At 72.1% G+C, this 24,248-nt stretch carries 26 protein-coding genes; 14 read left to right on the forward strand and 12 right to left on the reverse strand.

The annotated features are described in order from the left end of the window. Nucleotides 1–75 precede the first annotated feature (75 nt). Nucleotides 76–732 (forward strand): hypothetical protein, encoded by a 657-nt coding sequence (locus ABH941_RS09975; RefSeq protein ID WP_370128325.1) that lies wholly within the window; start codon nucleotides 76–78, stop codon nucleotides 730–732. 7 nt (nucleotides 733–739) lie between these two features. On the opposite strand, the gene ABH941_RS09980 is transcribed toward ABH941_RS09975, so the two are convergent. Both ABH941_RS09980 and ABH941_RS09985 read right to left on the reverse strand, forming a co-directional pair. Continuing rightward, nucleotides 740–1,162: an MmcQ/YjbR family DNA-binding protein gene (locus ABH941_RS09980; protein ID WP_370128327.1), complete on the reverse strand. Its 423-nt coding sequence runs from the start codon at nucleotides 1,160–1,162 to the stop codon at nucleotides 740–742. 15 nt (nucleotides 1,163–1,177) lie between these two features. After that, nucleotides 1,178–2,125, reverse strand: a complete 948-nt coding sequence (locus ABH941_RS09985; protein ID WP_370128328.1) for a threonine/serine dehydratase — start codon at nucleotides 2,123–2,125, stop codon at nucleotides 1,178–1,180. A 55-nt stretch (nucleotides 2,126–2,180) separates the two neighbouring features. On the opposite strand from ABH941_RS09985, the gene ABH941_RS09990 reads away from it, so the two are divergent. Then, on the forward strand, nucleotides 2,181–2,849 hold the full coding sequence (locus ABH941_RS09990; protein ID WP_370128329.1) for a TetR/AcrR family transcriptional regulator: 669 nt from the start codon (nucleotides 2,181–2,183) through the stop codon (nucleotides 2,847–2,849). On the opposite strand, the gene ABH941_RS09995 is transcribed toward ABH941_RS09990, so the two are convergent. Both ABH941_RS09995 and ABH941_RS10000 read right to left on the reverse strand, forming a co-directional pair. Then, nucleotides 2,815–3,525, reverse strand: coding sequence for an HAD family hydrolase (locus ABH941_RS09995; RefSeq protein ID WP_370128330.1), 711 nt, complete (start codon nucleotides 3,523–3,525; stop codon nucleotides 2,815–2,817). The two genes, ABH941_RS09990 and ABH941_RS09995, sit on opposite strands and share 35 nt — an antisense overlap. 83 nt (nucleotides 3,526–3,608) lie before the next feature. Next, nucleotides 3,609–3,986: an antibiotic biosynthesis monooxygenase gene (locus ABH941_RS10000; RefSeq protein WP_370128331.1), complete on the reverse strand. Its 378-nt coding sequence runs from the start codon at nucleotides 3,984–3,986 to the stop codon at nucleotides 3,609–3,611. A gap of 98 nt (nucleotides 3,987–4,084) precedes the next feature. Between ABH941_RS10000 and ABH941_RS10005 the strand changes: the two genes are divergently transcribed. From ABH941_RS10005 to ABH941_RS10020, 4 genes are read left to right on the forward strand one after another with little or no spacing between them, the layout of a single operon-like run. Continuing rightward, nucleotides 4,085–5,302 (forward strand): hypothetical protein, encoded by a 1,218-nt coding sequence (locus ABH941_RS10005; RefSeq protein ID WP_370128333.1) that lies wholly within the window; start codon nucleotides 4,085–4,087, stop codon nucleotides 5,300–5,302. Nucleotides 5,303–5,353: 51 nt separating this feature from the next. Further along, on the forward strand, nucleotides 5,354–5,653 hold the full coding sequence (locus ABH941_RS10010) for a hypothetical protein (protein WP_370128334.1): 300 nt from the start codon (nucleotides 5,354–5,356) through the stop codon (nucleotides 5,651–5,653). Then, complete coding sequence (locus ABH941_RS10015; protein ID WP_370128336.1) at nucleotides 5,650–6,255, forward strand: hypothetical protein; 606 nt, start codon at nucleotides 5,650–5,652, stop codon at nucleotides 6,253–6,255. The genes ABH941_RS10010 and ABH941_RS10015 overlap by 4 nt, the downstream gene beginning before the upstream one ends. 16 nt (nucleotides 6,256–6,271) lie before the next feature. After that, nucleotides 6,272–6,697: a nitroreductase family deazaflavin-dependent oxidoreductase gene (locus tag ABH941_RS10020; RefSeq protein WP_370128338.1), complete on the forward strand. Its 426-nt coding sequence runs from the start codon at nucleotides 6,272–6,274 to the stop codon at nucleotides 6,695–6,697. A gap of 16 nt (nucleotides 6,698–6,713) precedes the next feature. On the opposite strand, the gene ABH941_RS10025 is transcribed toward ABH941_RS10020, so the two are convergent. Together ABH941_RS10025 and ABH941_RS10030 are read right to left on the reverse strand one after the other, a co-directional pair. Continuing rightward, on the reverse strand, nucleotides 6,714–8,459 hold the full coding sequence (locus tag ABH941_RS10025) for a cholesterol oxidase substrate-binding domain-containing protein (RefSeq protein ID WP_370128339.1): 1,746 nt from the start codon (nucleotides 8,457–8,459) through the stop codon (nucleotides 6,714–6,716). A 431-nt stretch (nucleotides 8,460–8,890) separates the two neighbouring features. Next, on the reverse strand, nucleotides 8,891–10,069 hold the full coding sequence (locus tag ABH941_RS10030) for an ROK family protein (RefSeq protein WP_370128341.1): 1,179 nt from the start codon (nucleotides 10,067–10,069) through the stop codon (nucleotides 8,891–8,893). 125 nt (nucleotides 10,070–10,194) lie between these two features. Here ABH941_RS10030 and ABH941_RS10035 point away from each other — a divergent pair, with 125 nt between their 5' ends. From ABH941_RS10035 to ABH941_RS10055, 5 genes are all read left to right on the forward strand, one after another. Beyond that, on the forward strand, nucleotides 10,195–11,325 hold the full coding sequence (locus ABH941_RS10035) for a Gfo/Idh/MocA family protein (RefSeq protein WP_370128343.1): 1,131 nt from the start codon (nucleotides 10,195–10,197) through the stop codon (nucleotides 11,323–11,325). After that, nucleotides 11,322–12,242 carry a sugar phosphate isomerase/epimerase family protein gene (locus tag ABH941_RS10040; protein WP_370128345.1) on the forward strand — a complete coding sequence of 307 codons (921 nt, stop codon included), beginning with the start codon at nucleotides 11,322–11,324 and terminating at the stop codon, nucleotides 12,240–12,242. Before ABH941_RS10035 ends, ABH941_RS10040 begins: the two co-directional genes overlap by 4 nt. A 48-nt stretch (nucleotides 12,243–12,290) precedes the next feature. Continuing rightward, the gene (locus tag ABH941_RS10045) at nucleotides 12,291–13,046 is read left to right on the forward strand and encodes a sugar phosphate isomerase/epimerase family protein (protein ID WP_370128347.1); all 756 of its coding nucleotides are present in this window, start codon (nucleotides 12,291–12,293) and stop codon (nucleotides 13,044–13,046) included. Beyond that, a complete protein-coding gene (locus ABH941_RS10050; RefSeq protein ID WP_370128349.1) occupies nucleotides 13,043–14,167 on the forward strand; it encodes a Gfo/Idh/MocA family protein in 1,125 nt (374 codons plus the stop codon). Before ABH941_RS10045 ends, ABH941_RS10050 begins: the two co-directional genes overlap by 4 nt. A 266-nt stretch (nucleotides 14,168–14,433) precedes the next feature. Next, nucleotides 14,434–14,895, forward strand: a complete 462-nt coding sequence (locus ABH941_RS10055) for a DUF5994 family protein (RefSeq protein ID WP_370128350.1) — start codon at nucleotides 14,434–14,436, stop codon at nucleotides 14,893–14,895. Between the two features lie 2 nt (nucleotides 14,896–14,897). On the opposite strand, the gene ABH941_RS10060 is transcribed toward ABH941_RS10055, so the two are convergent. From ABH941_RS10060 to ABH941_RS10075, 4 genes are read right to left on the reverse strand one after another with little or no spacing between them, the layout of a single operon-like run. Continuing rightward, a complete protein-coding gene (locus tag ABH941_RS10060; protein ID WP_370128351.1) occupies nucleotides 14,898–16,436 on the reverse strand; it encodes a carboxylesterase/lipase family protein in 1,539 nt (512 codons plus the stop codon). Next, complete coding sequence (locus ABH941_RS10065) at nucleotides 16,436–17,302, reverse strand: TIGR02452 family protein (RefSeq protein WP_370128352.1); 867 nt, start codon at nucleotides 17,300–17,302, stop codon at nucleotides 16,436–16,438. Before ABH941_RS10065 ends, ABH941_RS10060 begins: the two co-directional genes overlap by 1 nt. 60 nt (nucleotides 17,303–17,362) lie before the next feature. Further along, the gene (locus ABH941_RS10070; protein ID WP_370128353.1) at nucleotides 17,363–18,304 is read right to left on the reverse strand and encodes an LD-carboxypeptidase; all 942 of its coding nucleotides are present in this window, start codon (nucleotides 18,302–18,304) and stop codon (nucleotides 17,363–17,365) included. Between the two features lie 46 nt (nucleotides 18,305–18,350). Then, complete coding sequence (locus ABH941_RS10075) at nucleotides 18,351–19,070, reverse strand: VanZ family protein (protein ID WP_370128354.1); 720 nt, start codon at nucleotides 19,068–19,070, stop codon at nucleotides 18,351–18,353. A 197-nt stretch (nucleotides 19,071–19,267) separates the two neighbouring features. Here ABH941_RS10075 and ABH941_RS10080 point away from each other — a divergent pair, with 197 nt between their 5' ends. Both ABH941_RS10080 and ABH941_RS10085 read left to right on the forward strand, forming a co-directional pair. Beyond that, entirely contained in the window at nucleotides 19,268–19,597 is a 330-nt protein-coding gene (locus ABH941_RS10080) for an STAS domain-containing protein (protein WP_370128355.1), read from the forward strand. A 178-nt stretch (nucleotides 19,598–19,775) separates the two neighbouring features. Continuing rightward, nucleotides 19,776–21,263, forward strand: a complete 1,488-nt coding sequence (locus tag ABH941_RS10085; RefSeq protein WP_370128356.1) for a carbohydrate-binding protein — start codon at nucleotides 19,776–19,778, stop codon at nucleotides 21,261–21,263. A gap of 48 nt (nucleotides 21,264–21,311) precedes the next feature. On the opposite strand, the gene ABH941_RS10090 is transcribed toward ABH941_RS10085, so the two are convergent. Beyond that, nucleotides 21,312–22,448 carry a LacI family DNA-binding transcriptional regulator gene (locus tag ABH941_RS10090; protein ID WP_370128357.1) on the reverse strand — a complete coding sequence of 379 codons (1,137 nt, stop codon included), beginning with the start codon at nucleotides 22,446–22,448 and terminating at the stop codon, nucleotides 21,312–21,314. Nucleotides 22,449–22,692: 244 nt separating this feature from the next. Between ABH941_RS10090 and ABH941_RS10095 the strand changes: the two genes are divergently transcribed. Further along, nucleotides 22,693–23,316, forward strand: a complete 624-nt coding sequence (locus tag ABH941_RS10095; protein WP_370128358.1) for a TetR/AcrR family transcriptional regulator — start codon at nucleotides 22,693–22,695, stop codon at nucleotides 23,314–23,316. Here ABH941_RS10095 and ABH941_RS10100 read toward each other — a convergent pair. After that, nucleotides 23,283–24,242 (reverse strand): cytochrome c oxidase assembly protein, encoded by a 960-nt coding sequence (locus ABH941_RS10100; RefSeq protein WP_370128360.1) that lies wholly within the window; start codon nucleotides 24,240–24,242, stop codon nucleotides 23,283–23,285. The two genes, ABH941_RS10095 and ABH941_RS10100, sit on opposite strands and share 34 nt — an antisense overlap. Between the last annotated feature and the right edge of the window lie 6 nt (nucleotides 24,243–24,248).

Consider the following 24,248-nt stretch of genomic DNA (forward strand, 5'->3'; position numbering starts at 1 on the left):
CGGCGGGCGTGGTCGCACGTCACATCGCCGACGCACCACAGGGGTGCGGCCCAGCACACCATCACGGGGGTTCCCATGCGCCGCCTTCCCGCCGCTCTGCTCACAGGTACGCTGGTCGGCCTGCTCACGGCGGGTTGCGCCTCGGCCGGCGCCGAACGTGTCGCCGTCTCGATCGCCTCACCGCCCGTCAGCAGCGCGCCGCCGGCCGGCTCCAGGCCCTGTCCGACCGCAGCCCAGTGGCAGGGCGCACCCGCGCCCACCGCGATCGCCGGAACGCCGATGAACACCCCGCAGGCGGAGGCCCTCAGCCAGGCCGTGGGCGACCAGGGCCGCCAGGCCTTCGCCGACGTCTACGGCTCGCAGATCACCGACTTCCCGGCCGGGCGGGTCGCCCTCTGCGTCACCGACCTGGCCCGCGGCCGCGCCCTGGCCCAGGCCGCCAAGCACGCCGCCCCCGGCATCGACCTGTCCCGGCTGGACCTCTATCTGTGCCCCTACTCGCAGCGCACCCTGGATGTCGCCACGCACAAGGTGGTGTACGCGATGAACGCCAAGGGTGAACTGGCCGGCTTCCCGATCTACAGCTCGGCGCCCGCGACCGACGCCACCGGCGTCGACTTCACCAGCAGCCGCCAGGGCGTGAACTCCCAGGCACTGCACACCCGCATCGCCCAACTGCTGGGCAGCATCCCCTTCACGCTGAAGGTGGGCGCCCCGGCGAAAGCCGCCTGAGAGCCCGTCAGCGAGCACACGGACGGCTCGTCGAACTGCTCGGCCCGTCCGCCTGGCCCTGGGTGCGGCGCAGCCCGGGCCAGTCGAGCACCAGTTGCTGTTTGCGCGGGAGCTGAGTGACGATCAGGTCGTAGGAGTCCTCGACCATTTCCTGCAGCAGGGTGTCCGGCAGCGATCCGTCGATGGTGACGGTGTTCCAGTGCCGCTTGTTGAGGTGCCACCCCGGCACGATGCACGGGTACCGCTCACGCAGTTGGACGGCGAGCTCGGGGTCGCACTTCAGGCTGACCTTCAGCGGCTCCCCGGCCAGGTCGGTGAGGGCGAAGACCTTGCCGCCGACCTTGAACACCGACAGCTCCTCGCTGAAGGGGAAGGTCTCGACGGATCCGTTGAGGTCGAGGCAGAAGGCCTTGAGGGTGTCGGGAGTCATGGGACCAGTCTGCCGTTACCCCAGGTCGGACGGCGACGTGTTCGCCCCGCAGAGCACCACGCACACCCGCTCGTCCTCGGTCGGGGTGTAGGCCCCGGTGGTGAGGGCCGCCAGGGCGGCGGCGGTGCCGTGTTCGACGGCGATGCGGCGGTCGTGCCAGAGGGCGCGGCGGGCGGCGACGATCTGCTCGTCGCTGACCAGGACGCTGTGCGCGCCGTCGTACTGTGCGGCGGCGACCGCCAGCCCGGTGACGCGGCGGGCGCCCAGCGAGTCCGCGGCCACCGAGTCCACCGGGCTGTCGACCGGATGCCCGGCCTCCAACGCGGCGTGCAGCGCGCAGCAGTTCTCCGGTTCGACCACGACTGTGCGCACGCCGTGGTGCCGGGCGGCCGTGGCGACGCCGGCGAACAGCCCGCCGCCGCCGGCCACCACCACGACGGTGTCCAGCCGGGGGTCCTGCACCAGGATCTCGTCCAGCAGGGTGCCGGCGCCGGCCGCGATCAGCGGATGGTCGTAGGCGTGCGAGGCGAGTGCGCCGGTCCGTGCGGTGAACTCCTCGCATGCCTGCAGGGCCTGCGCGTACTCAAGGCCGACCAGCCGTACGTCCGCGCCGTAGCCGCGCAGCCGCTCCACCTTCACCGTCGGGGCGTTCGCGGGCAGGAACACCGTCGCCGGGACGCCCTGCTGCCCCGCTGCCCAGGCGCAGGCGAGCCCGGCGTTGCCGCCCGAGGCGATGGTGACGCCCGCGTCCGGCAGCGTCCCGGCCTCGCGATGGGCCAGCACGAAGTTCTGCGCGCCGCGGGCCTTGAAGCTGCCGGTGTGCTGCATGTACTCCAGGGCGAGCGACACCTGGAACGGCCTGTCGTCGAACTCGTCCATCGCCACCACCGAGACCGGCCTGACCCGCCCCGCGATCCGGTCGGCGGCGGCCTTGACGTCGGTGTACGCGAGCTGGTGCTGCATGGCATCCCCCGATGGGCGGTGACGGACCGATACGCTGTACCGTACGCTGTCCCACATGCCAAGGCAAACAGTCGCAACGGACCGGGCCGCCCCCGAGCTGGTCGCCCGGGCGGCGATCGCGCTGGCCGACGAGCAGGGGCCGGGGGCGGTCACCTTCCGTGCCGTCGCGGCCCGGCTGGGGGTGCCGCACGCCACCCTGCAGCGCCGGGTCACCGACGCGGCCGGGCTGCTCGACATCTGCGCCGACCAGCTGGCGACGGAGCTTCCTGACATCCCGTCAGGGAGCATGGCCTGGGCGGCAGCCACCGAGGCCCGCTTCACCGGCCTCTACCGGGTCATGGCCGCGCACCCCGGCCTGATGGCGCTGCGCGGCGGCCATCCCTGGCTCGGCCGCCACCTGCTGGCCCGCCTCACCGAACCCCAGCTCGCCGACAACCTCGCCGCCGGGCTGACCCCGGCCGAGGCCGTCGCCGCCTACCGCCGGATGTACCTGCTCACCCTCGGCCACGCCGCCTTCGTCGACCACCGCGACCCCAGGCCGGCCCTGACCGCCACCAGGCTCGCCCTCGCCGCCCTGGAGCCCGCCGACTTCCCCGCCCTGACGGCCCTTCAGCCGGACGTGCTGGCCGCCATGGTGGACCACGACGTCTACTACACCGCGCTGCGCCAGCTGATCCTGGCCACCGGCGTCATACCAGCTCCAGCAGCCCCGTCAGCGACGTGATCGACGCAACGCCGTCGCTCGCGGATCCGGCCTCGGCTCCGTCCCGGCACATCGCCAGGCCCTGGTAGCCGAGGTCGATCGCCGCCCGGACCAGTTCCGGATCGTCGTCGACGAACAGGCACTCGCCCGGCTCCAACCCGAGCCCCTCGCTTGCGTGGTGGTACATGCGCGGGTCGGGCTTGCGGCAGCCGAGCACCGCGGAGATCGCGTACACCTCGAAGAACTCGTCGATACCGAGCGCGGCGTGGAGCTCCGGCAGATTCGGCCACGCGTCGGAGACCACGGCCAGACGGATCCCGCGGCGGCGCAGTTCGAGCAGAGCCTCGACGACTTCCGGGAACGTCTCCAGGACGGTCTCCGGCGGCACCGGCCGCACCAGGGCGGCCAGCAGCTCGGCGGGGGAGTCGACGCCGAGGGTGTCGAGCATGACGCGGTGGTAGGCGTCCAGGTCCGGCGTCGTGCGCGACGCGGCCATGAAGCGGTCGCCCGCGACGACGGCCCGCGCGAACTGCTCGGGCGTGACGTCCGGGGCCCACTCGAGCACGGTCGGCTCGAAGTCCGCCCGCGGATTCCAGCGCCCACCCTTCGGCTGCATCAGCACCCCGCCGGAGTCCAGCAGCACAGCGCGGATCCCTGCGGGCTGGGGCGAGGAGGAGGACGGGGCCTGAGTGGTCATCGGACGAGTATGTGCCCGAGGTGCGGTCTTCGTCGAGAGAGCCCGGGCGCAAGTGTCGAGCTGTGGCAGCCCGTCTGACCACGTCACTCGCCCGGTAGGGCGGCTTCCGCGGATCGGGTGAACCCGTGGCTCCGTTCCACTTTCGCCACATGCAGGGTGTAGCTCTGGTACCACTCGGCCTGCCCGCGCTTCTGCGCCGCGCGGTGCTCGGCGTTGGTCCGCCACTCGGTGAGGGCGTCGGCGTCGCGGAAGTAGCCGACGGTGATGCCCAGCCCACCAGGGGTCTGCGCGTGGTCCATGCCCAGGAACCCGGGGACGTCCTTCACCAGGTCTTCCATGCGTGCGCTGGTCTCGCTGTAGCCGCTCTGGTCCTGGGTCCGCACCGTCGTGAAGACAGCCGCGTAGTAAGGGGGTTCATAGGCCTGGACAGGGGTGACGGGCGCTTCCGAGTGGTTGCTCATGGCACTACCGTAAGGCGGGATACGCCTGTTGATCCACAGCGGATCGAAAGGGTTTGCTACCGTCGCCCGAGTCGGAACAACGGGTCGGGGGACAACGGATGACAGGGTTCAAGACGCCGCCGCTGGGTGACTTCCACACCTACGCCGGACTGATGACCACACAGGGCGGACACCTGTCCACGCTGAACCAGTGGTGCGGGCACCAGTGTTCGGAGACGACCGGGCTCGACGGGCTGTTGACGCTGGCGCGTCCGGTGGTCCCGGAGCTCTCCGGATACTTCGCCGAGAAGCTCAGCCAGTGCGTGCGCGGGATGGCCCTGGTGTCCTCCAAGATCCAGCAGACCAGCGCGGAGTACGCCGGCACGGACCAGGACGTAGCGGCCCAGCTGGCCAAGATCTACCCGGCGCCGATCACCGGTTTCCCCGACATCGGCGCCATCCCCGGCACCTCGCTCGTCGGGAACTTCACCGACCAGGACGTCACCCTCACCGAGCCCGCCAGCGGCGCCGACGACACCGCCAAGAACATCGGGCACCAGCTGATGATCATCCGTCAGGGCTTCAGCGCGGGGCCGCTGGCGACCGCCCAGAAGGTCTTCAAGTACTTCACCGGCCAGAGCCTGGTCGGGCTGCTGCTCGAACCGCTGGCCGGGCAGTACGGGCAGCTGCTCTATCTGCACGACGCCTACGACCAGCTCGGCGACGGGATCTACACGGTCGCGGGGACGATCCGGAAGGGCTCCTGGGGGCTGGCCCAGGAGTGGACCGGCGCGGCGGCCACCGCCTTCGACTCCTACCTGTTCAGCTGGAGCATGGGAGTCGGCGGACTGGGCGACGCGGCCAAGGTGGTGGCGAAGCTCTACAAGGACGGCTACGACACCATCGTGCTGCTGGTGCAGGCGGCGCTGCGGGAGATGGACTCGCTGATCAACAACGTCCTGCCCAAACTGGCCGAGGACGGCGCCTCGATGGTGGAGGGCGACGCCGCGATCGAGGCGATCGGCGGCGGTCCCGAGGACCCGGTCGCCGATGTGGTCGCGGGTTTCTTCACCGCCTACAAGATGTATGAGATCTACAAGGACATATCCTTGGCCATCACCATCATCAACGCCGTCGAGACCGTGTTCACCGCCATCCAGAAGGCGATCAAGGGCATCGAGAGCGGGGTGCAGGCCGTGATCAAGATGATCAACTCGCCGATGCCGACCCTCGGCAGCCTGGTCAACGACGTCGAGCAGCGCGGCTTCGACTTCGAGAAGGGCGCCTGGGACCCGACCCTCGGCGCGGTCCGCGTCGGTATGCTCCCCTCCGCCTGAACCCGCCCGCCCCCGCCACCCCGCCGTCCGCACGATCGGAGACCCGACCCCATGTCATCAGCCTTCCACGGCAGCGGCCTCGGCGGCCGACCGCTCCCCGACCGGCCCGGGCGGCGAGGCCCGGCCGCCGTTCCCGCAGCCCCTCCCGCGGCCGGTCCGCTCCGGGGCGACGCCGCCGCCGCCAAGTGGCGCTCGGCCACCGAGAGCCCGGAGCAGCGCGCGATCGCCGCCCACATCTACGCGGAGCTCAAGGCCGGCGCTGACGTCGACCAGGTCCGGCCCCTCATCGACCGGCTTCGGCAGGCCGTCACGGACCAGGCCCGCTCGGTCGACCGCGGGGTCCGCCGGTGATCGAGACGCTGCGCGAGCTCACCCTGACCAGCAGGCACACCCTGCACAGCACCACCTTCGAGGTGTCGGTGGAAGGGCAGTCGGCCCCGGTCGCCCGGCTGCACAAGGACCATGTCTTCACCTCGGTCCATGCCCTGTCCGTCCTCACCGGCCCGGGCCTGGACGTGCTGGAGGGCTGGGTGACCCCGCGCTGGGCCGCGGACGCGAACAAGACCCGTCTGGGCACTGTGGACCACACCGAGAGCCGGGTCGTCGGCGGTGAGCAGTGGACCTTCGAGCAGAACGGCCTGCCCGCCCTGACCGGACGCCCCGTCGGGGCCACCAGGGCCCGCTACAGCGGACCGCTCAACCTCGCGCCGATGAAGCGCACCATGGACATGCTCTTCACCTACCGGGTCAGGTTCCGGGGCCCCGGGTCCGAGGGGTTCGAGTTCGCCCGCCTCACCGGCACCCGCCACCCGCGCTACTCGCTGCTCCTCCACGACGAGCGGGTCAGCACCCTCCTCGCCCTGTCCGCTGTCTACTACTACGACCGCGTCCTCGACGACGACCCCCGCAAGGGTCTGATGAACGCCTTCAAGTCGTTCCGTCCCGGCAGCTGAGCGGGTCCGGCGGACCGTGCGACTTCTGAGCAGGCCGGTGCTGGCGGCGTGCAACGCCGTCTACCGGGCCACCGGCGGTGTTCTCGGGGCGTGGTGGTTCGGGCAGCCGATCCTGCTGCTCAGCACCGTCGGGCGCAGAACCGGCGAACACCGGGTGAACGGGCTGGTGTTCCTGCGCGACGCCGGGCGCCTTGTCGTCGTGGCCTCCGACAACGGCGCCCCGCGCCGGCCCGGCTGGTACTACAACCTCATGGCTGCGGACCAGGCCGAGATCCAGTACCGCCGCAGCCGGGTCCGGGTCACCGCCCACGAGGCCGTGGGGGAGGAACGGGACCGGCTGTGGCCGCTGCTGCTCCGGGTCTACTCCGGCTACGACCGGCACCAGGCCCGGGCCGGCCGCCCGCTGCCGGTCCTGGTGCTGACACCGGTGCGGGACGGCTGACCACTCCCGGCTCGGCCTACGGCATCAGGCCGTCCAGGAAGGTGTTGCTGTAGATCCGGCCGGGGTCGTAACTGTCGAGGATCGACAGCGCGGTGTCCCAGTTGCTCCCGGACGGCTGCCCGGTGCGGTAGGCGGCCGGGATGGTGGTGCCGAGGATGGTCGAGTCCGCCCAGGCGGCGCTGCCCGAGTAGGCCCAGCCCTTGGACCACTCGGGGCGGACCGCGGCGTAGCCGCCGGTGTAGTTGGAGAGCACCCACTGCTCGGTCTCCCGGTAGAACTGCTGGGACCGCGGAGTGCCGGGGATGGTCAGCAGGTCCATCCACACCGCGGTGTCCCAGCTCGGGTGGTCCGGTCGCGGACGCAGCGCGCTGAGCAGCGGCTGCACGGCCCCGGCCACCCCGCAGTCGGCCGCGTTGTCCAGTCCGGTGACCCGGACCTCCCAGGGGCCGTTCATCGGGTACTGGCCCCTGGCCTGATAGGTCGTCAGCGCGTTGTTGAGGTAGGTGTAGAACTCGCTGACCACCCGCTGCACATCGGATCGGGCGCAGAGGATGGCGTAGCCGTTCGCGGTGACCTGGAGCGTGGTCGGCCTGACGTACAGCTGGGAGTTCTTGGCCCAGCCCCAGATGTCCCAGGTGCCGGTGAGGATCAGCCCGGAGCCGACGATGCTCATCTCCAGGTTCTCGAAGCTCGGGGTTACCGAGACGTCGCCGGCGACGATGTCGGCGATGAAGGCGGACTCCTGGGTGCTGACGGAGTCGGCGAAGCTGAACGGGAAGGGGTTCTCGTTCTCCACGGAGAACGTCGGCTTGCTGGGGGACACCGACCAGACCTTGAGCCAGGGCACGGTGGTGAAGGGGAACCAGATGGTCTCCACCCGCCCGCTCTGGTTGACCAGCGAGGCGAAGGAACTGGACCCGGCGGAGGCGGGTGGGGCGAACAGGGTGCCGACGTTGGTGGTGTAGCTGCTCTGGCAGCGCAGCCGGACGTTGGCGCCGACCCGCAGGGTGGCCTCGGTGACGAAGGCCCGGCCGAGGTGGACCAGGAACGCGGCGATGTCGGGGTCGCTGCGCTGGAAGGTCTTGAGGACGTAGGCGCTCTGGGCGGAGTCCCAGACCACCGCGGTCAGCGAGGTGACCAGGTTGCTGACCGAGCCGAAGGTGTGCCCGGTGGTCAGGGTCTCGCCGGTGGCCGGAACCGCGCTGCCGTGGCCGTCGATGGCCAGCACGCCGCCCAGGCTGAGGTCGCCGGGGGCGGGGGTGTGGGTGAGCCCGTAGCCGGCGTTCTCCAGTGCGGTGAGCAGGCTGAGCATGGAGATGCCGGCCTGGGCGGTGACGCTTGCCGGGCTGCCGCTGTTGACGGTGACGGCGGTGAGGTGCTGGGTGGTGTCGACCAGCAGGATGTTCCCGGTGGCGCCGCTGGGCTCCAGCAGCGGGGACCAGCCGTGGCCCATGCCCTTGGCGCGGATCTTCCAGCCCTGCGCGTGGGCCCAGTTGGCGAGGGTGACCACATCGGCGGGGGTGGCCGGCGCGCAGGTCCACTGCGGGCTGAGGACGATCTCCCCGGACCAGTTGGTCCACGCCTGCTGGTAGACGCTGATGCCGCTGGGGAACGAGGGCGGGGCCGCGGTGGCCGCCTCGGCGGGGGTGACCCTGAACGCGGGCGTCCAGGTGAGGCCGGAGAGCGCGGCAGTGGCACCGGCTGCGCCGAGAAAGGTGCGGCGGGACAGGCGGGACGGCTGATCGGATTCGGATGGAGCCATGGCGAACCTCCGCAGAGAGGTGGGGGCATGCCAGCCTGGGCGGCGGAGGGCATGCTGAATCAGCGTGGGAGGGCGCTGTGCGGAGCGCTGGGGGCCGGACCGGCCCCTGGGGCGCGCGTGGGCGCGCCCAGCACGGAGGCGGTGCGGGCACTCCGTGGAACCGTGACGAGAGGAATCCTGACTGGTGGAGTCCGTGGTGGTGGCGCACGGCGGGTGGCGGTCCCGACCGGTGGTCCCGGACTGGTGGTTCCGGGTACCTGTCGAGCCGCCACGGCGGGTGCGGTGGGGAGAGGATCCGTCCCTTGCCGCGAGAAGTCAATGACGGTGCGTCAGATCTGATTACCCGTCAGTTAACTTGGAACGTCAGGGAGACGGTCCCGAAGTACGCGGTTCCCTGGCTGTCGCGGCTGGTGGGGGCGGACACCCGGAAGTCAGCCGGTGCCGAGCAGCCGGGCCAGGCCGGCGGGGGAGAGCAGGTGACGCAGCGCCAGCCGGCTCGCGCCCTCGACCCCGGCGCGACCGGCCAGCAGCGAGGTCTCGATGGCCAGGCTGCGGGTGGCCAACGGCAGCGCCCGCCGGTAGACCACGCCGCGGATCTCGGCGAGCAGGTCCTCGTGCAGCTCGGCCAGGCTGCCGCCGATGACGATCAGGTCGGGGTTGTGGAAGCTCACCGCGGTGGCCAGCACCTCGCCGAGCCGCTGTCCGGCCAGCCGGACCTGACGCCGGGCCAGGGCGTTGCCCTCGCTGCTGAGCCGGACCACGTCCCGGGTGGTGTGCACCTCGCACCCGGCCTCGCGCAGCGCCGCGACCAGCGCTCCGCCGGAGGCTACGGCCTCGATGCAGCCGGTGTTGCCGCAGTGGCAGGGCACGTCCTCGTGGCCGGGCACCCGGACATGGCCGATGTCCCCGGCGGCCCCGGCCGCGCCGCGGTGCAGCTCGCCGCCGGAGACGATGCCGCAGCCGATGCCGGTGCCGACCTTGACGTAGAGCAGGTGCTTGACCGCGTCGCGGTGCGCGTACTCGCCCAGGGCCATCAGGTTGACGTCGTTGTCCACCAGCACCGGTGCGTCGTAGACCTCGGCGAAGAAGGAGGGAACCGGGTAACCGTCCCAGCCCGGCATGATCGGCGGACGGACCGGGGTGCCGGTGGCGAAGTCGACCGGTCCGGGCACGCCCACGCTGATCGCCCGGACATCGGAGGTCTTCCTGCCGCACTGCTCCAGCAGGGCCCGAAGCAGGGTGTCGACCCGGGTCAGGATCGGCACCGGGCCCTCGCCGATGGCGATGCTCGCGGCGGTCTCGGCCAGCGGGGCGCCGCCGAGGTCGGTGAGCAGCACCCGGCAGTGGGTGGCGCCGAGGTCCACCGCGACGACCGTCCCGGTCAGCGGGTTGAGCCGCAGGGTCAGCGGCGGCCGGCCGCGCGCCGCGCTCGCGGGCTCGCCGTCCAGCAGCAGCCCGGCCCCGATCAGGGTGTCCACCCGCTGCGACACGGTGGCCCTGGACATCCCGGTCGCGGTGGCGAGGGCGCTCCTGGTCCCGGCGGCGCCGGAGGCCACCAGCCGGGCCACCTCGCTCAGCGCCGCGTACTGCCGCGCGTCGATCGTGCTCATCAGCCCCACCCGCACCCGCATGCTCGGCCCGCTATTTATGCCAGAAGTTAGCGTAAATCACGTCATTGTCAAGCGGATACCAGCGGGATTACGGTTCTGGCGAATCGGAAAGGAGCCGCGCTGTGATGCACGGTCAACTCCGGGTCGCCATCGCCGGAGCAGGCATGGTCGCCCGGGTCCACGCGGACGCCGTCCGACGGGCGGGGGCCCGACTGGTCGGCGTCTCCGCCTCCACCCCGGAGCGCGGCAAGGCCGCGGCGGCGGAGCTGGGCGCCGAGCGCGCCTATGACACCTCCGAGGACCTGGTCGTCAGCGACGAGGTCGACATCGTGCACATCTGCACGCCCAACGGACTGCACCGCCCGCTGGCCGAACGCGCGCTGCGGGCCGGCAAACACGTGGTCTGCGAGAAGCCGCTGGCGACGTCCGCGGCGGAGGCCGCGGAACTGACCCGGCTCGCCGCCGGGCAGGGTGTGGTGGCGGCGGTGCCGTTCGTCTACCGCTACCACCCGATGGCCGCCGAGGCGAGGGCCAGGGTGCGGTCCGGGGCGCTGGGTGCGGTGCACCTGCTGCACGGCCACTACCTCCAGGACTGGCTCGCCGACCCCGCCGACAGCAACTGGCGGGTCGACCCGGTTGTCGGAGGACCCTCCCGGGCCTTCGCCGACATCGGCTCGCACTGGTGCGACCTCGCCGAGTGGATCACCGGACACCGCATCACCGAACTGGTCGCCTCCACCGCGACCGTCCACGGCGAGCGCAGCGCCGCCATGAGCGGCACCTTCGGCGCACCGGCCGCCGGCGGTGTGGGGGAGCGGCAGGCCGTCACCACCGAGGACGCCGCCCACCTGCTGTTCCGCACCGACCGCGGGGCCACCGGATCGCTGCTGGTCTCCCAGGTCTCGCCCGGCCGCAAGAACCGGCTCTGGCTGGAGGTCGACGCGGCCGGAGCCAGCGTCACCTTCGACCAGGAGAACCCGGAGACGCTGCTGCTGGGCCGCCGCGAGAGCACCGAGGTGCTCAGCCGCGACGCCGCCCTGCTGGCCCCGGACGCGGCCCGGCTCTCCACCCTGCCCCCCGGCCATCCGCTCGGCTACCACGACTGCTTCGCCGCCTTCGTCCGCGACGTGCACGACGCCGTACGCGGCGGCGAGGTCCGCCACCCCGGCTTCGCCGACGCCGCCCGCACCGCGGCCCTGACCGACGCCGTCCTCGCCTCCGCACACACCCGCTCCTGGACCGAGGTACCCGCATGAAACTGGGATTCCTGACCGCCTGCCTGCCCCAGCTCACCCTGGAGCAGATCGTCCCCTGGGCCGCCGCCCACGACTACGACGCGCTGGAGGTGGCCACCTGGCCGTCCACCGGGTCACGGGACTTCGAAGCCAGTCACCTCGACGTCGCAGCCCTGGACCAGGACGGCGCCGAGCAGGTCAAGGCGCTGTTCGACCAGCACGGCGTGGAGATCTCCGCCTTCGCCTACTACGAGAACAACCTGCACCCCGACGAGCGGCGCCGCGCCGAGATCGCCGAGCACCTGCGCCGCAACATCGACGCCGCCGCCCTGCTCGGCGTCCCCTACGTCGGCACCTTCATCGGGCGCGACCCCGGACGCTCCGTCAAGGAGAACATCGCGATCGGCGACAAGGTGCTCCCGCCGCTGGTCGACTACGCGACCGAACGCGGCGTCAAGCTCATCATCGAGAACTGTGTGATGGAGGGCTGGCACCCGGACGGCTACCCGGGCAACCTCGCCTACTCCCCGGAGTTGTGGGAGTGGATGTTCTCGCTCGGCTTCTACCTCAACTACGACCCCTCCCACCTGATGTGGCTCGGCATCGACCCGGTCGAGGCGCTGCGCCCCTACGTCGACCGGATCCCGCACGCCCAGGCCAAGGACGCCCAGCTCGACCCGCGCGCCCGCACCCGCTACGGCTTCTTCGGCAAGACCCTGGAGCGCGACAGCCCCTGGGACGTGGGCTGGTGGCGCTACCGCGTCCCCGGCCTCGGCGACGTCGACTGGCGCGCCGTCGTCGACACCCTCTACGAGGGCGGCTTCACCGGGACGCTCTCGGTCGAGCACGAGGACCCGGTCTGGGGCGGCACCGAGGAGAAGGTCAAGCAGGGCCTGATCGTCGCCCACCGCACCCTGCGCCCGCTGATCGTCGCCTGAGCGGTTCCACCCACCATCCGTCACTGTGTCCCGAGGAGCGCAATAGAGATGTCCCACCCCCTCTCCGTCCAGCTCTACTCCGTCCGCGAGCTGATCTCCGACGACCGCGACGGCGTGCTGCGCCGGATCGCCGAGGCCGGGTTCGGCGCGGTGGAGCCGTTCCGGCCCACCGAGGACCCGCGCGGCTTCCGCAAGGTCGCCGACGACCTGGGGCTGGCCGTGTCCAGCGTCCACGCCATGGACCTGCTCGGCAGCGAGACCGAGGCCGACGCCGTCTTCGACGCGGCCGCGGTCCTCGGCACCGGCCTGGTCATCGTCCCGGCCGGCATCGCCGAGGAGGAGTTCACCGGCACCGCGGGCCTGACCCGGACCGCGGACACGCTCAACGCCTTGGCCGAGCGCGCCGCCGGCCACGGTCTGCAGCTCGGCTACCACAACCACTGGTGGGAGTTCGAGCCCCGGGTGAACGGCCGTCACGCCCTGGAGGTGCTGGCGGACCTGCTCGACCCCCAGGTCTTCCTGGAGGTCGACACCTACTGGGCCGCCGTCGGCGGCGCCGACGTCCCCGTGGTCCTCGGAGGTCTCGGCGACCGGGTGAAGGCGCTGCACGTCAAGGACGGCCCGATCGTCAAGGGCGAGCCGCACACCGCGGTCGGCGCCGGCGCCATGCCGGTGCCCGCGATCCTCGCCGCCGCGCCCGCCGACGCCTGGCGCATCGTCGAACTCGACCAGTGCGCCACCGACATCATCGAGGCCCTCGCCGACAGCCGCCGCTACCTCGCCGCCCTGGAGGCCCAGGCATGACGCAGAGCATGACCGGCACCCGATCCGGCCCTGTCGGCGTCGCCCTGGTCGGCGCGGGCGTCATCAGCACCCAGTACCTGCGCAACCTCACCACCTTCCCGGACGTGCGGGTCGTCGGCATCGCCGACCTGGACACCGAACGGGCCCAGGCCGCCGCCGAGGAGTACGGCGTCCCGTTCTCCGGTGACCTGGACAGCGTGCTGGCCCGGCCCGAGGTCGAACTGGTCGTCAACCTGACCATTCCGGCCGCCCACACGGCCGTGGCGCAGGCCGCGCTGGAGGCCGGAAAGCACGTCTACGGCGAGAAGCCGCTCGCGCTGGACCCGGTCGAGGGGGAGAAGCTGCTCGCGGAGGCGGCGGCTCGCGGCCTGCGGGTCGGGAGCGCTCCCGACACCTTCCTCGGCGCCGGTCTGCAGAGCGCCCTCCGGGCCATCGCCACAGGTCACATCGGGACCCCGGTGGCCGCCAACACCGCGGTGATGAACTTCGGGCCCGAGCGCTGGCACCCCAGCCCCGAGTTCCTGTTCCAGTACGGGGCCGGGCCTCTGTTCGACCTGGGGCCCTACTACCTCACCGCCCTGGTCGCGCTGCTGGGACCGGTGTCCCAGGTCGCCGCCACGGCCAGGCAGGGCCGGGCCGAACGGGTCATCGGCTCCGGGCCGCGGGCCGGGACCGGCTTCGCGGTCGAGGTGCCCACGCACGTCACCGCGCTGCTGGACTTCGAACGCGGCGCCACCGCGGCGACCACCTTCAGCTTCGACTCGGCGCTGCCCCGGATCCAGTTCGAGGTCACCGGCACCGAGGGCACCCTGGCGATCCCCGACCCCAACACCTTCGACGGGGTGCTGCGGGTGCGCGGCGGCGCGGACGAGGACTGGCGCGAGCTGCGGGTCGGCGGCACCACCGCCGGACGCGGCATCGGCGTTCTGGAGATGGCCCGCGCGGTGCGGGCGGAGCGCCCGCACCGTGCTTCCGGCGAGCTGGCGCAGCACGTTCTGGAAACCATGGCCGCGGTCACCGACTCGGCGGCGGCCGGGGCGTTCCGTGGTGTCAGCTCCAGCTGTGAGACGCCGGAGCCGCTGGGGGAGACGTGGTCGCCTTTTGAGGCCACCCTCGGCTGAGGACGGCTTTTCGGCTGCGGACCGTAGATGGCTGGTCGCGCAGTTCCCCGCGCCCCTAACGGTGCTGCAACTGACCCACTGCGGGCAAGTCGCACCTGCATAGGGGCGCGGGGAACTGCGCGACAAGCCACCTACGGTCCGCAGTCGAAAACCAAGCGCGGTACTGTTGAGTCACCGAGGGCTTTTCGCGCGTTGCCGGTTGGGTGGCGTCGTCTCCGGCGAGCGACGACACCGGGCGCTCGACGGCCCGGGGACGGGTCCGCAACGTGACCACCATCAGCATTCCCCCCGAAGCCGTACCCATCGTGCCGCCGTCACAGCCGCAGCCGCCGGCCGCGCGGCTGGAATTGCGAGCTGCCAGTCGGATCCGTGGGCGGGTGGACGGGGCCTGGTGGCCCCGGTCCCGCGACATGGCCCGTGAGCTGCCGCCGCTCGTCGCTGTCCTGGACCAGGTGTGGGGGCGGATCACCCGGGTGACCGTGCACGAGGGCATGTGGCCCGACCTGCCGGCCAAGGTCGCCGTAGCAGGACACGTCGTCCGCCTGGGCTGGTTCGACTCGGAGCAGGAGCCCGCGGACCTGTGCCTGCTCTCCTTCACGGTCGGACGCTGGGACCTGCTTGTCATCCCGCCCGAATGCGATCCCGACCGCGCGGCCCAGCTGATGGCGGCGGCCACGGATGTCCACAACGGCCGCAGCCCCAGCGCGCTCCTCACCCAGGATGCCTGACGCTACCGGCTGAGCAGCGGCAGAGCGGCAAAGGTGTGGTCCTGCCAGATCAGCCGTGAGGTCTCCTCCGGGTAAGCGGTGACCACCGGCCGGGCGTCCAAAACCTGCACCAGGCGTTGCCCGGTGTCGTACGCGGGCCAGCCGGGGTCTCCGTGGGCGGCGAACGCCGTCCACGCGGAGCGCATACGTGCGGACAGCGCTTCTGCCTCCGGCGGCGGGCCCCCGCCGATCAGCGCGGCGGCATGGCCCTGGTCCAGGTTGCCGAAGACGAGCGGCACGTCGAGGCCGTGGCAGGCGCCGAGGGCGCCGCCCATGCCCGGGGCGGGCCAGGTGAGCTCGTACACGTGGGTGTGGCCGCCACCGGCGATCTGGGACTCGGCGAGGTGCAGGGACGGCATCCGGAACAGCCAGTCGGAGTGGACCAGTTCGTAGAGCTCCTCCGGGCTCGCCGCCGGAAAGCCCTCCCGGTAGCGGCGTGCGCCGTCCTGGCCGGGGGCGAAGAGATGCAGCGCGGTCGCCGCCTGCTCCTGGGTCACCTGGCCGAGCATGCCGTCGACCGCGCTGAACAGCCGGTGTTCGTCGCGGGTGTGGCCGACGAGGAGTTCGACGCCCCTACCGGCGCCGTCCGCCAGGGCCTGCCATGGCGTCACCGGCAGATCAGGACCGTCGACCACCGGCGAGAAGAGGATCGACCGGTGCGCGATCCGACCCCAACGTTCGGCCCACTGGGCCGACTTGGCGGTGATCGCATCACCGGCTGCGGACAGCCGGGGCGGGGCCACCGCGGAGAGGTCGGCCACCGTGGGCCGCAGCCCCAGCTCCGCGGCGCAGGTGGTGGCGATGTCAGCGGCGAGTTCCGGGGAGAAGAACGTGCCCGGCACACTCTGCGCGACGGCCCGGACGAAGAGTCCGGACGCGCGTTCCATCGCGAGCAGCGCGGCGATCGATCCGGCGCCCGCCGACTCACCGAAGAGCGTGACGTTGTCCGGATCACCGCCGAAGGCCCGGATGTTGTCGCGCACCCACTCCAGAGCCGCGACCTGATCGAGCAGGCCCCGATTGCCGGGCGCCCCCTCGAACTGCCCGAAACCCTCAAGGCCCACACGGTAGTTGAACGTCACCAGGACGACCCCGCCGTCGCCCGCCAGCCGGCTGCCGTCGTACTCGGGAAGACCCGACGTGCCGATCGTGTAGCCGCCGCCATGGATCCACACCATCACTGGGAGCCCTGCGCCGGGGTCAGGCTCGGGCGACCAGACGTTGACCGTCAGCCAGTCACCGCCGCCCGCGTCCGGCGTCAGCGCGCCCATGCCGAACGCACCGCCCTGTGGGGGCGGGGGCCCGTACGACAGCGCCGGCCGCACCCCGTCCCAGCCGCGCACCGGTCGCGGTGCGGCGAAACGCAGCGGACCCACCGGCGGTTCGGCGAACGGGATGCCGCGGAAGACCGCCACCCCCGCCTCCCGGCTGCCGCGCACCGCCCCGGCCACCGTGCGGACTTCGGGATGGGACCCGGACGGTTCGGACGCGGGATCGGTCATCACAACTCCGTTGAGCTTGAGGTGAACACGGGATCGGCGAACGCCGCGGAGAACGCATCACGGTTGGCGGACGGCGAGGTGCGGTCCCAGACGGCGAAGACCACCTCGTCGAAGGCCTGCTGGAACTCCCCGCCGGGGAGGAGCAGGTCGCGGAAGGCGGACGCGACCTCCGTCGGGTCGTTGCGGAACACTCCACAGCCCCAGGCGCCCAGCACCAGCCGGCGCACCCCGTGCCGCGCGGCCACCGCCAGCACCCGCGCCGCCCGGGTCCGCAGCGCCTCCCGGATCTCCGCACCGGCTCCCGGCCGTCGCCGCAGCACCTCGCCGGCGTTCGGCGCCGGACTGGTCAGGAAGGACACCGGGTACGGTTCGGCCAGCAGTTCGCCGTCCTCGCCGCGGATCACCGGCACTCCGGGCGACCAGATCACCCGGTCGCTGTAGAGCAGGTCGTCGGAGGCCCGGTGCGCCTCGTAGTACTCCGGCGCCCGCAGCAGGCAGTGGTAGAGCAGCGCGTGCCGGCACAGGTCCTCCTCCTGCGCCCGCGCCCCGCCCAGATACCCGCCGCCGGGGTTCCGGGCGGAGGCGAAGTTCAGCACCGCCACCTCACCGGGGCCGGCCTGGTACAGCCGCCGCGCCGCCTCCAGGCTGCCCTCTGCGGTCACCTCGACGCGGAGCCCGGCACGGGCGGCGCCGTCCGTGCGCTTCGGCGCGTCGAGCTGCTCCCCGGGCGGGTAGCACCGCGTCCGCTCCGCTGCGGTCGCCAGGGCTGGGCCCACCACGACCTTCGTACCGTCAGCGGCCGTGTAGTGCCCGGCTGCTGCGATCCCCTCGTTGACCGTCGCGTACTGACGGAGGCTGCTGCTCACGTCCGCCAACGCTAGGTGACGACCGGACCGGCGGCCAAGCCGATTTCGACGACGGGCGGCTCAGCGCAGCGCCGGCAGCTCCAGCCGCAGCGTCCCCGCGTCCGCGTCCAGCACGGCCGGGGCGCCCAGCGGGACGGTGAGGCTGGTGGGGCCGTGGCCGAAGCCCAGCTCCCAGACCACCGGGACGCCCAGCGGGCCCAGCCGGTCCAGCATCAGCCGGCGGATCCGTTCGGGGGAGGGGCGGCAGTCCTGCCACGAGCCCAGCGCGATTCCGGCCACCCCCGCCAGGGCTCCTGAGCGCAGCAGCTGGGTGAGCAGCCGGTCCAGTGCGTAGAGGTCCTCGTCCACGTCCTCCAGCAGCAGGATCGCGCCCTCGAAGCCCGCCCGGGCAAAGGGCGTGCCGCGGTCGGCGGCCAGCAGGCTGAGGCAGCCGCCGGCGGTGACGCCGCGGGCCCGGCCGGGCAGCAGGCACTCGGCGGTGGGCGAGGTGAGCAGTTGCACCGACTCCGGCTCGAACAGCGTCCGGCGCAGCCCCTCGGCCGTGGCCGGGTCGGCGCCGAACACCGCCGCCGCGGCCATCGGCCCGTGCAGCGTGGACAGCCCGAGCCGGACCGCGAAAGCCTCGTGGAGCGCCGTCACATCGCTGTAGCCGACGAACACTTTGGGCTCGGGCAGGGCGCCCATCGCGGCCCAGTCGAGCTGGTCGACGATCCGCTGGGCGCCGTAGCCGCCGCGCGCGCAGACCACGGCGGCGATGTCGGGGTCCAGCCAGGCCTTCTCCAGGTCGGCGGCCCGCCCGGCGTCCGGGGCGGAGAGGTAGGGCAGCTCCGGGTTGCCCGCCAGCACACTGGGCATCACCTCGACCCGCAGCCCCCAGGACTCCAGGATCGACACCCCTCGCTCCAACCGATCCGGGACCAGGGCCCCCGAGGGTGCGACGACGGCGACCCGGTCCCCGGCGGTGAGCCGGCGCGGGCGCTGCAAGGGCTGGACCTCGGACACGGCTTCGGCTCCCGGTGCGGTGATCGCGGTGATCGCGGCGAAGACGTCACCGTACCGTGCCGCGCGGACGCCTCCGCGCCGCGTCCCAGCGGCGCTGCCACCCGTGCCGGTGGGACGGGTGTATCCGCAGCGAGAGCCTCCGCCCCAGCGGCAGGTAGCCGATCGCCGCGCCGAGGGCGGCGAGGATGATGTCGTCGACGTCGAAGGAACGCCCCTTGACGAAGAAGTGCTGCGCCAGCTCCAGCAGCAGGACGACGAACGAGCAGATCAGCACCGTGCGGAGCAGCCCGCGGGCGCGCGGCGTGATCACCGGCAGCAGCAGCCCGAAGGGGACGCCGATGAGGATGTTCCCGCCGATCTGCAGCAGCGCCTCGCGCACGGACGGTCGGTCCAGGTAGAGCCTGATCGACGTCCCCGGGTGCAGATTGGTGTGCGCGATCCCCACCGACGCGGGCGACGGGGTGAGCGTCAGCTTGACGATCACCGCAGCGCACAACGCGAGGCCGAACATCGCCACCGTACCGACCACCGCCCGCAGCAGCCGCGCCCCCAGACTCCGGACCCGCCGGGCGCGGGGCCGGGGGACCCTGGCTGCGGCCGGAGCGCTCGTCGGCTTCCTGGTGACCGTCACACCCGCGCCGCGCCGCCGACGGAACATCTCCCGACCGGGCAGCGCAAAGGCCGCCCGATGCTGCCCGGCTCCGCCCCTGCCCGCGTCCCCGCCCTCGGCGGTCACTCTCCCCGCCGCCGCGACCGTGCGCCTCATTGACCAGCCTCCTCGTCGACCCCCGGCGCCCCTCGGCACCCGCAGCGGCGTCTACCCGAAGGCGGCGGCTCCATGTCGCCTGTCCTGCGCCCGAAGAGAGGTTCGTCACCCATATGTGTTACACGTGCTGACGGCATATTCACCCGCACTGTTTCCCAACTACAGTGAGGTTCCTTTCCGTTGGTGGAGGTGGTCCGGTGCGTGGCGATACCCGCCTGACCGTCCTCGTCCTGGACGGACGCAGTACGGCGCAGCTGCTGCTGGCCGGTGAGGTCGACCTCGACGCCACTCCCGCGCTGGAGCGGACGGTCGCCGGCCTCCTGCGGGACCAGGCCGTGCGGCGCATCGAGCTGGACGTCGCCCTGGTCCGGTTCTGCGACGCCGGAGGGCTCAGCGCGCTGCTCGCCTCGCACCGGATGGCTGCGCTCCGGGGGGTGCCGCTGTATCTGATCCAGGTGCGGGGGACGCTGCAGAAGGTGCTGGACGCCGCCGGGCTGGACGAACTGCTGGCCCGCCCGCCCGAGTAGTGGCGTGTCTTCGACAAGTGAACGCTGCGCGGCGTATTGACGACGTGTCAGCTTCAGGCTGACACTGCGTTACGCGTTCCGGAACCGTACATCAGCGAATTGAGAGCGCTTCCAATTCGCTGAGCCGAAGGAAGAAGCACCAGTCAGCGTTCACTTCCCTAAGCCTGGAGAGTTCCCCATGCGCAGAACCACCCTTCCGCGCCCTCACCACGTACCGATCCGCCGACGTACCGCGGCGCTGCTCACCGCCCTCGCGCTGCCGCTGGCGGGGGTGCTCGCCCTGACCGCCAGCTCCGGCAGCGCCGCCGCGGCCGTCCCGTCCGCGCCCGCCGGCTGGACCACGGCGTTCAGCGACGACTTCAACGGCGCCGCCGGGACCGGCCTCAACACCGCGAACTGGCTCTATGACACCGGCACCAGCTATGCCGGCGGCGCCGCGAACTGGGGCACCGGCGAGGTCGAGACGGCGACCAGCTCGACTGCCAACGTCTACCAGGACGGCTCGGGCCACCTGATCATCAAGCCGGTCCGCGACGCCTCGGGCAACTGGACCTCGGGCCGGGTCGAGACCCAGCGCACCGACTTCGCCGCCCCGGCCGGCGGCGAGCTGGAGCTCAGCGCCAGCCTGCAGCAGCCCAACCCCGCCTCGGGCAGCGGATACTGGCCCGCGTTCTGGGCCCTCGGCGCGGCCGCCCGTCCGGTCGGCGCGACCAACTGGCCCAGCATCGGCGAGCTGGACATCATGGAGGACGTCAACGCCCTCAGTGAGCACTCCGCGACCCTGCACTGCGGGGTGGACCCCGGCGGACCCTGCAACGAGACCACCGGCATCGGCAGCGGGCTGCAGGCCTGCTCCGGCTGCCAGACCGGGTACCACACCTACTCGGTGATCCTCGACCGCACCAACACCTCGGCCGAGCAGCTGCGCTTCTACCTGGACGGCACGCAGACCTTCACGGTCAACGAGAGCCAGGTCCCGGTCGCCACCTGGCAGGCGGCGGTCGACCACGGTTTCTTCGCCATCTTCAACGTGGCCATCGGCGGCGCCTACCCCAACGCCATCTGCGGCTGCACCTCGCCTTCGGCGGCCACCACCTCCGGTGCGGCCATGAGCGTGGACTGGTTCGCCGCGTACGAGAAGGCCGCCGGCAGCAGCACCAGCACGGCGACCCCGACCCCGACGCCCACCGCGACCTCCACCGGCGGTTCGGGCGGCGGCACCAGCTGCAGCACCACTGCCGTCTCCAACATCTCCGCCGACTGCTTCAGCGCGCACCAGGGGAGCGCCACCGTCCAGGCGGCGACCGGTGACACCAACCCCACCGGCGTCGACGGCAACCAGGTCGCCCAACTGTCCAACGGGGCGTGGCTGAAGTACTCCGGCATCAACTTCGGCACCGGGTCCAGCCAGTTCCACGCCCGAGTGGCCTCCGGCGCCGCGGGCGGCGTCAGCGGGCTGGTCGAGGTGGTCCTCGACAACCCGGCCAACACGCCGATCGGCAGCTTCGCGGTCGGCAACACCGGCGGCTGGTCCACCTGGACCACCGTCCCGGCCAACATCACCAACACCACCGGCACCCATGACGTCTACCTGGTGTTCGTCTCCGGCGCCTCGGGCAACCCGCCGTATGTGAGCCTCCACTACGTCAGCTTCCCGACCCAGTAGCGCCCGGCACCTGGCACCCACCGGTGGTGCCCCTCCCCTCCCGCCTCCTCAGCTGGAGGCGCGGACGACCAGCTCCACGGGGGTCACCACCGGCGCCAGCCCGGCCGCTGCCTCCGTGTTCCCCTCAACGGTCAGCTGGAGCCGGGTCAGCAGCAGCCTGGCCATCAACCGCCCTATTCCCTCGATGTCCTGACGGACCGTCGTCAGCGGCGGCGACGCCCACTGCGCCGCGGTGTCGCCGTCGTCGAAGCCGACCACGGCGACGTCCTCCGGAACGCGCAGCCCGCGTTCCGCGAGGACGGCCATCGCCCCCGCCGCCATCAGGTCCGAACAGGCGAACACCGCGTCCGGTCCGCCCGCCTCCCCGGCCCGGTCCAGCAGTTCGGTCATCGCCCGCCGACCGCCCTCGGCGGTGAAGTCGCCCTCGGCGACCAGCGCCGGATCGCCCTGCGGCAGGACGTCGCGGTAGCCCGAGAGCCGGTCCAGCGCCGAGGCCTGGTCCAGCGGCCCGGTGATCACGGCGATCCGACGCCGCCCGCGGTCCCGCAGGTGCCGGACCGCCGCCTGCGCCCCGCCCCGGTTGTCGGTGTCGACGTACAGCGGCGCCGCGCCGGTGGGCTCCCATCCCGGCCGGCCGCCGTAGACGGTGGGCAGGCCGAGCCCGTCCACGATCGCGGGCAGCGGGTCGTCGTTGTGCACCGAGAAGATCAGCGCGCCGTCCACATGGCCGGCCGCCAGATAGCGCCCCACCTGCGCGTAGTCGCCGGCCTCGGTCACCAGCAGCAGCACCAGCTGCACCGCCGAGGCCGACAGCTCCCGGCCGATGCCGCGCAGCTGCCGCGCGAAGAACGGGTCGGAGAACACCCGGCTCTCCGGCTCCGCCACCACCACCGCCACCGCGTCGTGACGCCGTGTCATCAGCGCCCGCGCCGCCGGATTGGGCACATACCCGAGCTCGTCCACGGCCCGCCGCACCTTCACCTGGACGGAGTCCCGCACCCCCGCCCCGCCGTTGACCACCCGGGACGCCGTCGCCCGGGAGACCCCGGCGAGCGCGGCCACCTCCTGGAGCGTCGGCCGCCAGGCCCCTCCAGGGGCCCCGCCCGTGCCCCCGCGCCGGGGCGCGCCCGCCTCCCCGGGGGTTTCCTCGCCCGGGTCCCCGTGCTGATCTTCCGACTCCGTCATACGCACATCATCGGCCCCGGCCCCGGTCGGCCGTAACCGCCCCTGGCCACCGGCTTTCAGGATGATCCGTCAGATTCCGTCCGGTTGACGATTCATCGCGCGTAGACAAGACATACAAGATCCCCAACCCCAGGTACTACCTGCCGTAACCGTCACGACAGCCCCGGCGCGCGACGGCGCCGGGGCCGGCAGGGCCGACTAGGCTCGGGCGCGCAGACGATCAGCGCTTGGCGAGGAGCTCCGGATGGCGGCAGCCGCGGGAAACGGCCGACAGGGATTCCGGGAGGCCGTGGAGCAGCGCGCTCCCCGGGGGCGTTCGCTCAGCCGCGAGTCCATCGTGGAGACCGCGCTCGGCATCGTCGACGCCGAGGGCCTGGACGCGCTGAGCATGCGGCGCATCGCCCAGGAGCTGAACACCGGGCCTGCCTCGCTCTACGCGTACGTGCCGAGCAAGGATCTGCTGGTCGACCTGGTGCTGGAGCGTGTCGCCGCGGACCTGGTCCACCCCGTTCCCGACCCTGACGACTGGCAGCGGCAGGTCAAGGACTTCCTGCGGCAGTCCAGGAACAACCTGGCGGCCCACAACGACCTCGCCAGGGCCCTTCTGGTCGCCGACATCCCGATTCTGCCCAGCCGGCTGGACGCTGCCGGGACGGTGATCGCGCTGCTGCGGGCCGGCGGACTGCCCGAGGAGCTCATCGCCTGCGGCGTCGACCTGATGACGCTCCATGTGGTCTCCTCCGCCTGCCAGGAGAGTCGGAACGGCGGCCCGCAGACCTCGACTGCCGAGAGGTTCGTTTTCGGCCTGGACGTCATCCTGTCCGGGATGACCGCTCAGGCCGAGCGCCGCTCCAGCGACGCCAGATAGGCGTTGTAGGCGTTCAGCTCGGAGTCGCCGTCGCGGTCCGCGGTGCGGTCCTTGCGCCGGGAGATCCGCTCCTCCGACTTGGCCCACTGGAAGGTCAGCGCGATCAGCACGATGAAGGTCGGGATCTCGCTGAACGCCCAGGCGAGCCCGCCGGCCAGGTGCTGGTCGCTGAGCGGGTCCACCTGCAGCGAGGCCATCGGGTGCGCGTACGAGGTCACCATCAGCCCGGACGCCATCATCACGGCGACGCCGAAGAAGGCGTGGAACGGCATCCCGATGAAGAGTTCCAGCATCCGCATCAGGTGCCCGGGGCGGTGCGGGCCGGGGTCGACGCCCATGATCGGCCAGAAGAACAGCAGTCCCACGCCCAGGAAGTGGAGCATCATCAGGGTGTGCCCGGCCTGGGACCGCATCAGGAAGTCGAACAGCGGGGTGAAGTAGAGCCCGTAGAGGCTGGCGATGAACAGCGGGAGGGTGAAGGCCGGGTGCGAGACGACCTTCACATAGCGCGAGTGCAGCAGCGACACCAGCAGGTCGCGCGGTGACCACCGACCCTTGGCCGCCGGCAGGGCCCGCAGTGCCAGCGTGATCGGCGCGCCCAGCAGCAGGATGATCGGCGAGAGCATCGACAGCACCATGTGCTGCAGCATGTGCGCGCTCAGCAGTTGCATCCCGTAGGCGTCCAGCCGGGTGCAGGTGACCAGGGCGACGGTGAGGGTGCCCAGCACCCAGGCGACGGTGCGGCCCAGCGGCCAGCTGTCGCCGCGGCGGCGCAACCGCACCACCCCGGCCAGGTACAGACCCAGCATCAGCGCGCAGCCGGCCACGAACGGCCAGTCCGCGGAGGGATCCAGGGCCAGCGCCCGGCCGAGGGTCAGCGGCGGGAGGTCATGGCCCATGCCCGGCATTCCCGGCATGTCGCCCATCTGCTG

Origin of the sequence: Streptacidiphilus sp. EB103A (assembly GCF_041261405.1) — a bacterium.
Taxonomy (GTDB): Bacteria; Actinomycetota; Actinomycetes; order Streptomycetales; family Streptomycetaceae; genus Streptacidiphilus.

What these genes read in the sequence shown, in the direction of transcription:
- ABH941_RS09975 (WP_370128325.1), top strand. Translation starts at nt 76, where the DNA reads ATGCGCCGCCTTCCCGCCGCTCTGCTCACAGGTACGCTGGTCGGCCTG.
- ABH941_RS09980 (WP_370128327.1), bottom strand. Translation starts at nt 1,162, where the DNA reads ATGACTCCCGACACCCTCAAGGCCTTCTGCCTCGACCTCAACGGATCC.
- ABH941_RS09985 (WP_370128328.1), bottom strand. Translation starts at nt 2,125, where the DNA reads ATGCAGCACCAGCTCGCGTACACCGACGTCAAGGCCGCCGCCGACCGG.
- ABH941_RS09990 (WP_370128329.1), top strand. Translation starts at nt 2,181, where the DNA reads ATGCCAAGGCAAACAGTCGCAACGGACCGGGCCGCCCCCGAGCTGGTC.
- ABH941_RS09995 (WP_370128330.1), bottom strand. Translation starts at nt 3,525, where the DNA reads ATGACCACTCAGGCCCCGTCCTCCTCCTCGCCCCAGCCCGCAGGGATC.
- ABH941_RS10000 (WP_370128331.1), bottom strand. Translation starts at nt 3,986, where the DNA reads ATGAGCAACCACTCGGAAGCGCCCGTCACCCCTGTCCAGGCCTATGAA.
- ABH941_RS10005 (WP_370128333.1), top strand. Translation starts at nt 4,085, where the DNA reads ATGACAGGGTTCAAGACGCCGCCGCTGGGTGACTTCCACACCTACGCC.
- ABH941_RS10010 (WP_370128334.1), top strand. Translation starts at nt 5,354, where the DNA reads ATGTCATCAGCCTTCCACGGCAGCGGCCTCGGCGGCCGACCGCTCCCC.
- ABH941_RS10025 (WP_370128339.1), bottom strand. Translation starts at nt 8,459, where the DNA reads ATGGCTCCATCCGAATCCGATCAGCCGTCCCGCCTGTCCCGCCGCACC.
- ABH941_RS10030 (WP_370128341.1), bottom strand. Translation starts at nt 10,069, where the DNA reads ATGAGCACGATCGACGCGCGGCAGTACGCGGCGCTGAGCGAGGTGGCC.
- ABH941_RS10035 (WP_370128343.1), top strand. Translation starts at nt 10,195, where the DNA reads ATGCACGGTCAACTCCGGGTCGCCATCGCCGGAGCAGGCATGGTCGCC.
- ABH941_RS10040 (WP_370128345.1), top strand. Translation starts at nt 11,322, where the DNA reads ATGAAACTGGGATTCCTGACCGCCTGCCTGCCCCAGCTCACCCTGGAG.
- ABH941_RS10045 (WP_370128347.1), top strand. Translation starts at nt 12,291, where the DNA reads ATGTCCCACCCCCTCTCCGTCCAGCTCTACTCCGTCCGCGAGCTGATC.
- ABH941_RS10050 (WP_370128349.1), top strand. Translation starts at nt 13,043, where the DNA reads ATGACGCAGAGCATGACCGGCACCCGATCCGGCCCTGTCGGCGTCGCC.
- ABH941_RS10060 (WP_370128351.1), bottom strand. Translation starts at nt 16,436, where the DNA reads ATGACCGATCCCGCGTCCGAACCGTCCGGGTCCCATCCCGAAGTCCGC.
- ABH941_RS10075 (WP_370128354.1), bottom strand. Translation starts at nt 19,070, where the DNA reads ATGAGGCGCACGGTCGCGGCGGCGGGGAGAGTGACCGCCGAGGGCGGG.
- ABH941_RS10085 (WP_370128356.1), top strand. Translation starts at nt 19,776, where the DNA reads ATGCGCAGAACCACCCTTCCGCGCCCTCACCACGTACCGATCCGCCGA.
- ABH941_RS10090 (WP_370128357.1), bottom strand. Translation starts at nt 22,448, where the DNA reads ATGACGGAGTCGGAAGATCAGCACGGGGACCCGGGCGAGGAAACCCCC.
- ABH941_RS10095 (WP_370128358.1), top strand. Translation starts at nt 22,693, where the DNA reads ATGGCGGCAGCCGCGGGAAACGGCCGACAGGGATTCCGGGAGGCCGTG.
- ABH941_RS10100 (WP_370128360.1), bottom strand. Translation starts at nt 24,242, where the DNA reads ATGGGCGACATGCCGGGAATGCCGGGCATGGGCCATGACCTCCCGCCG.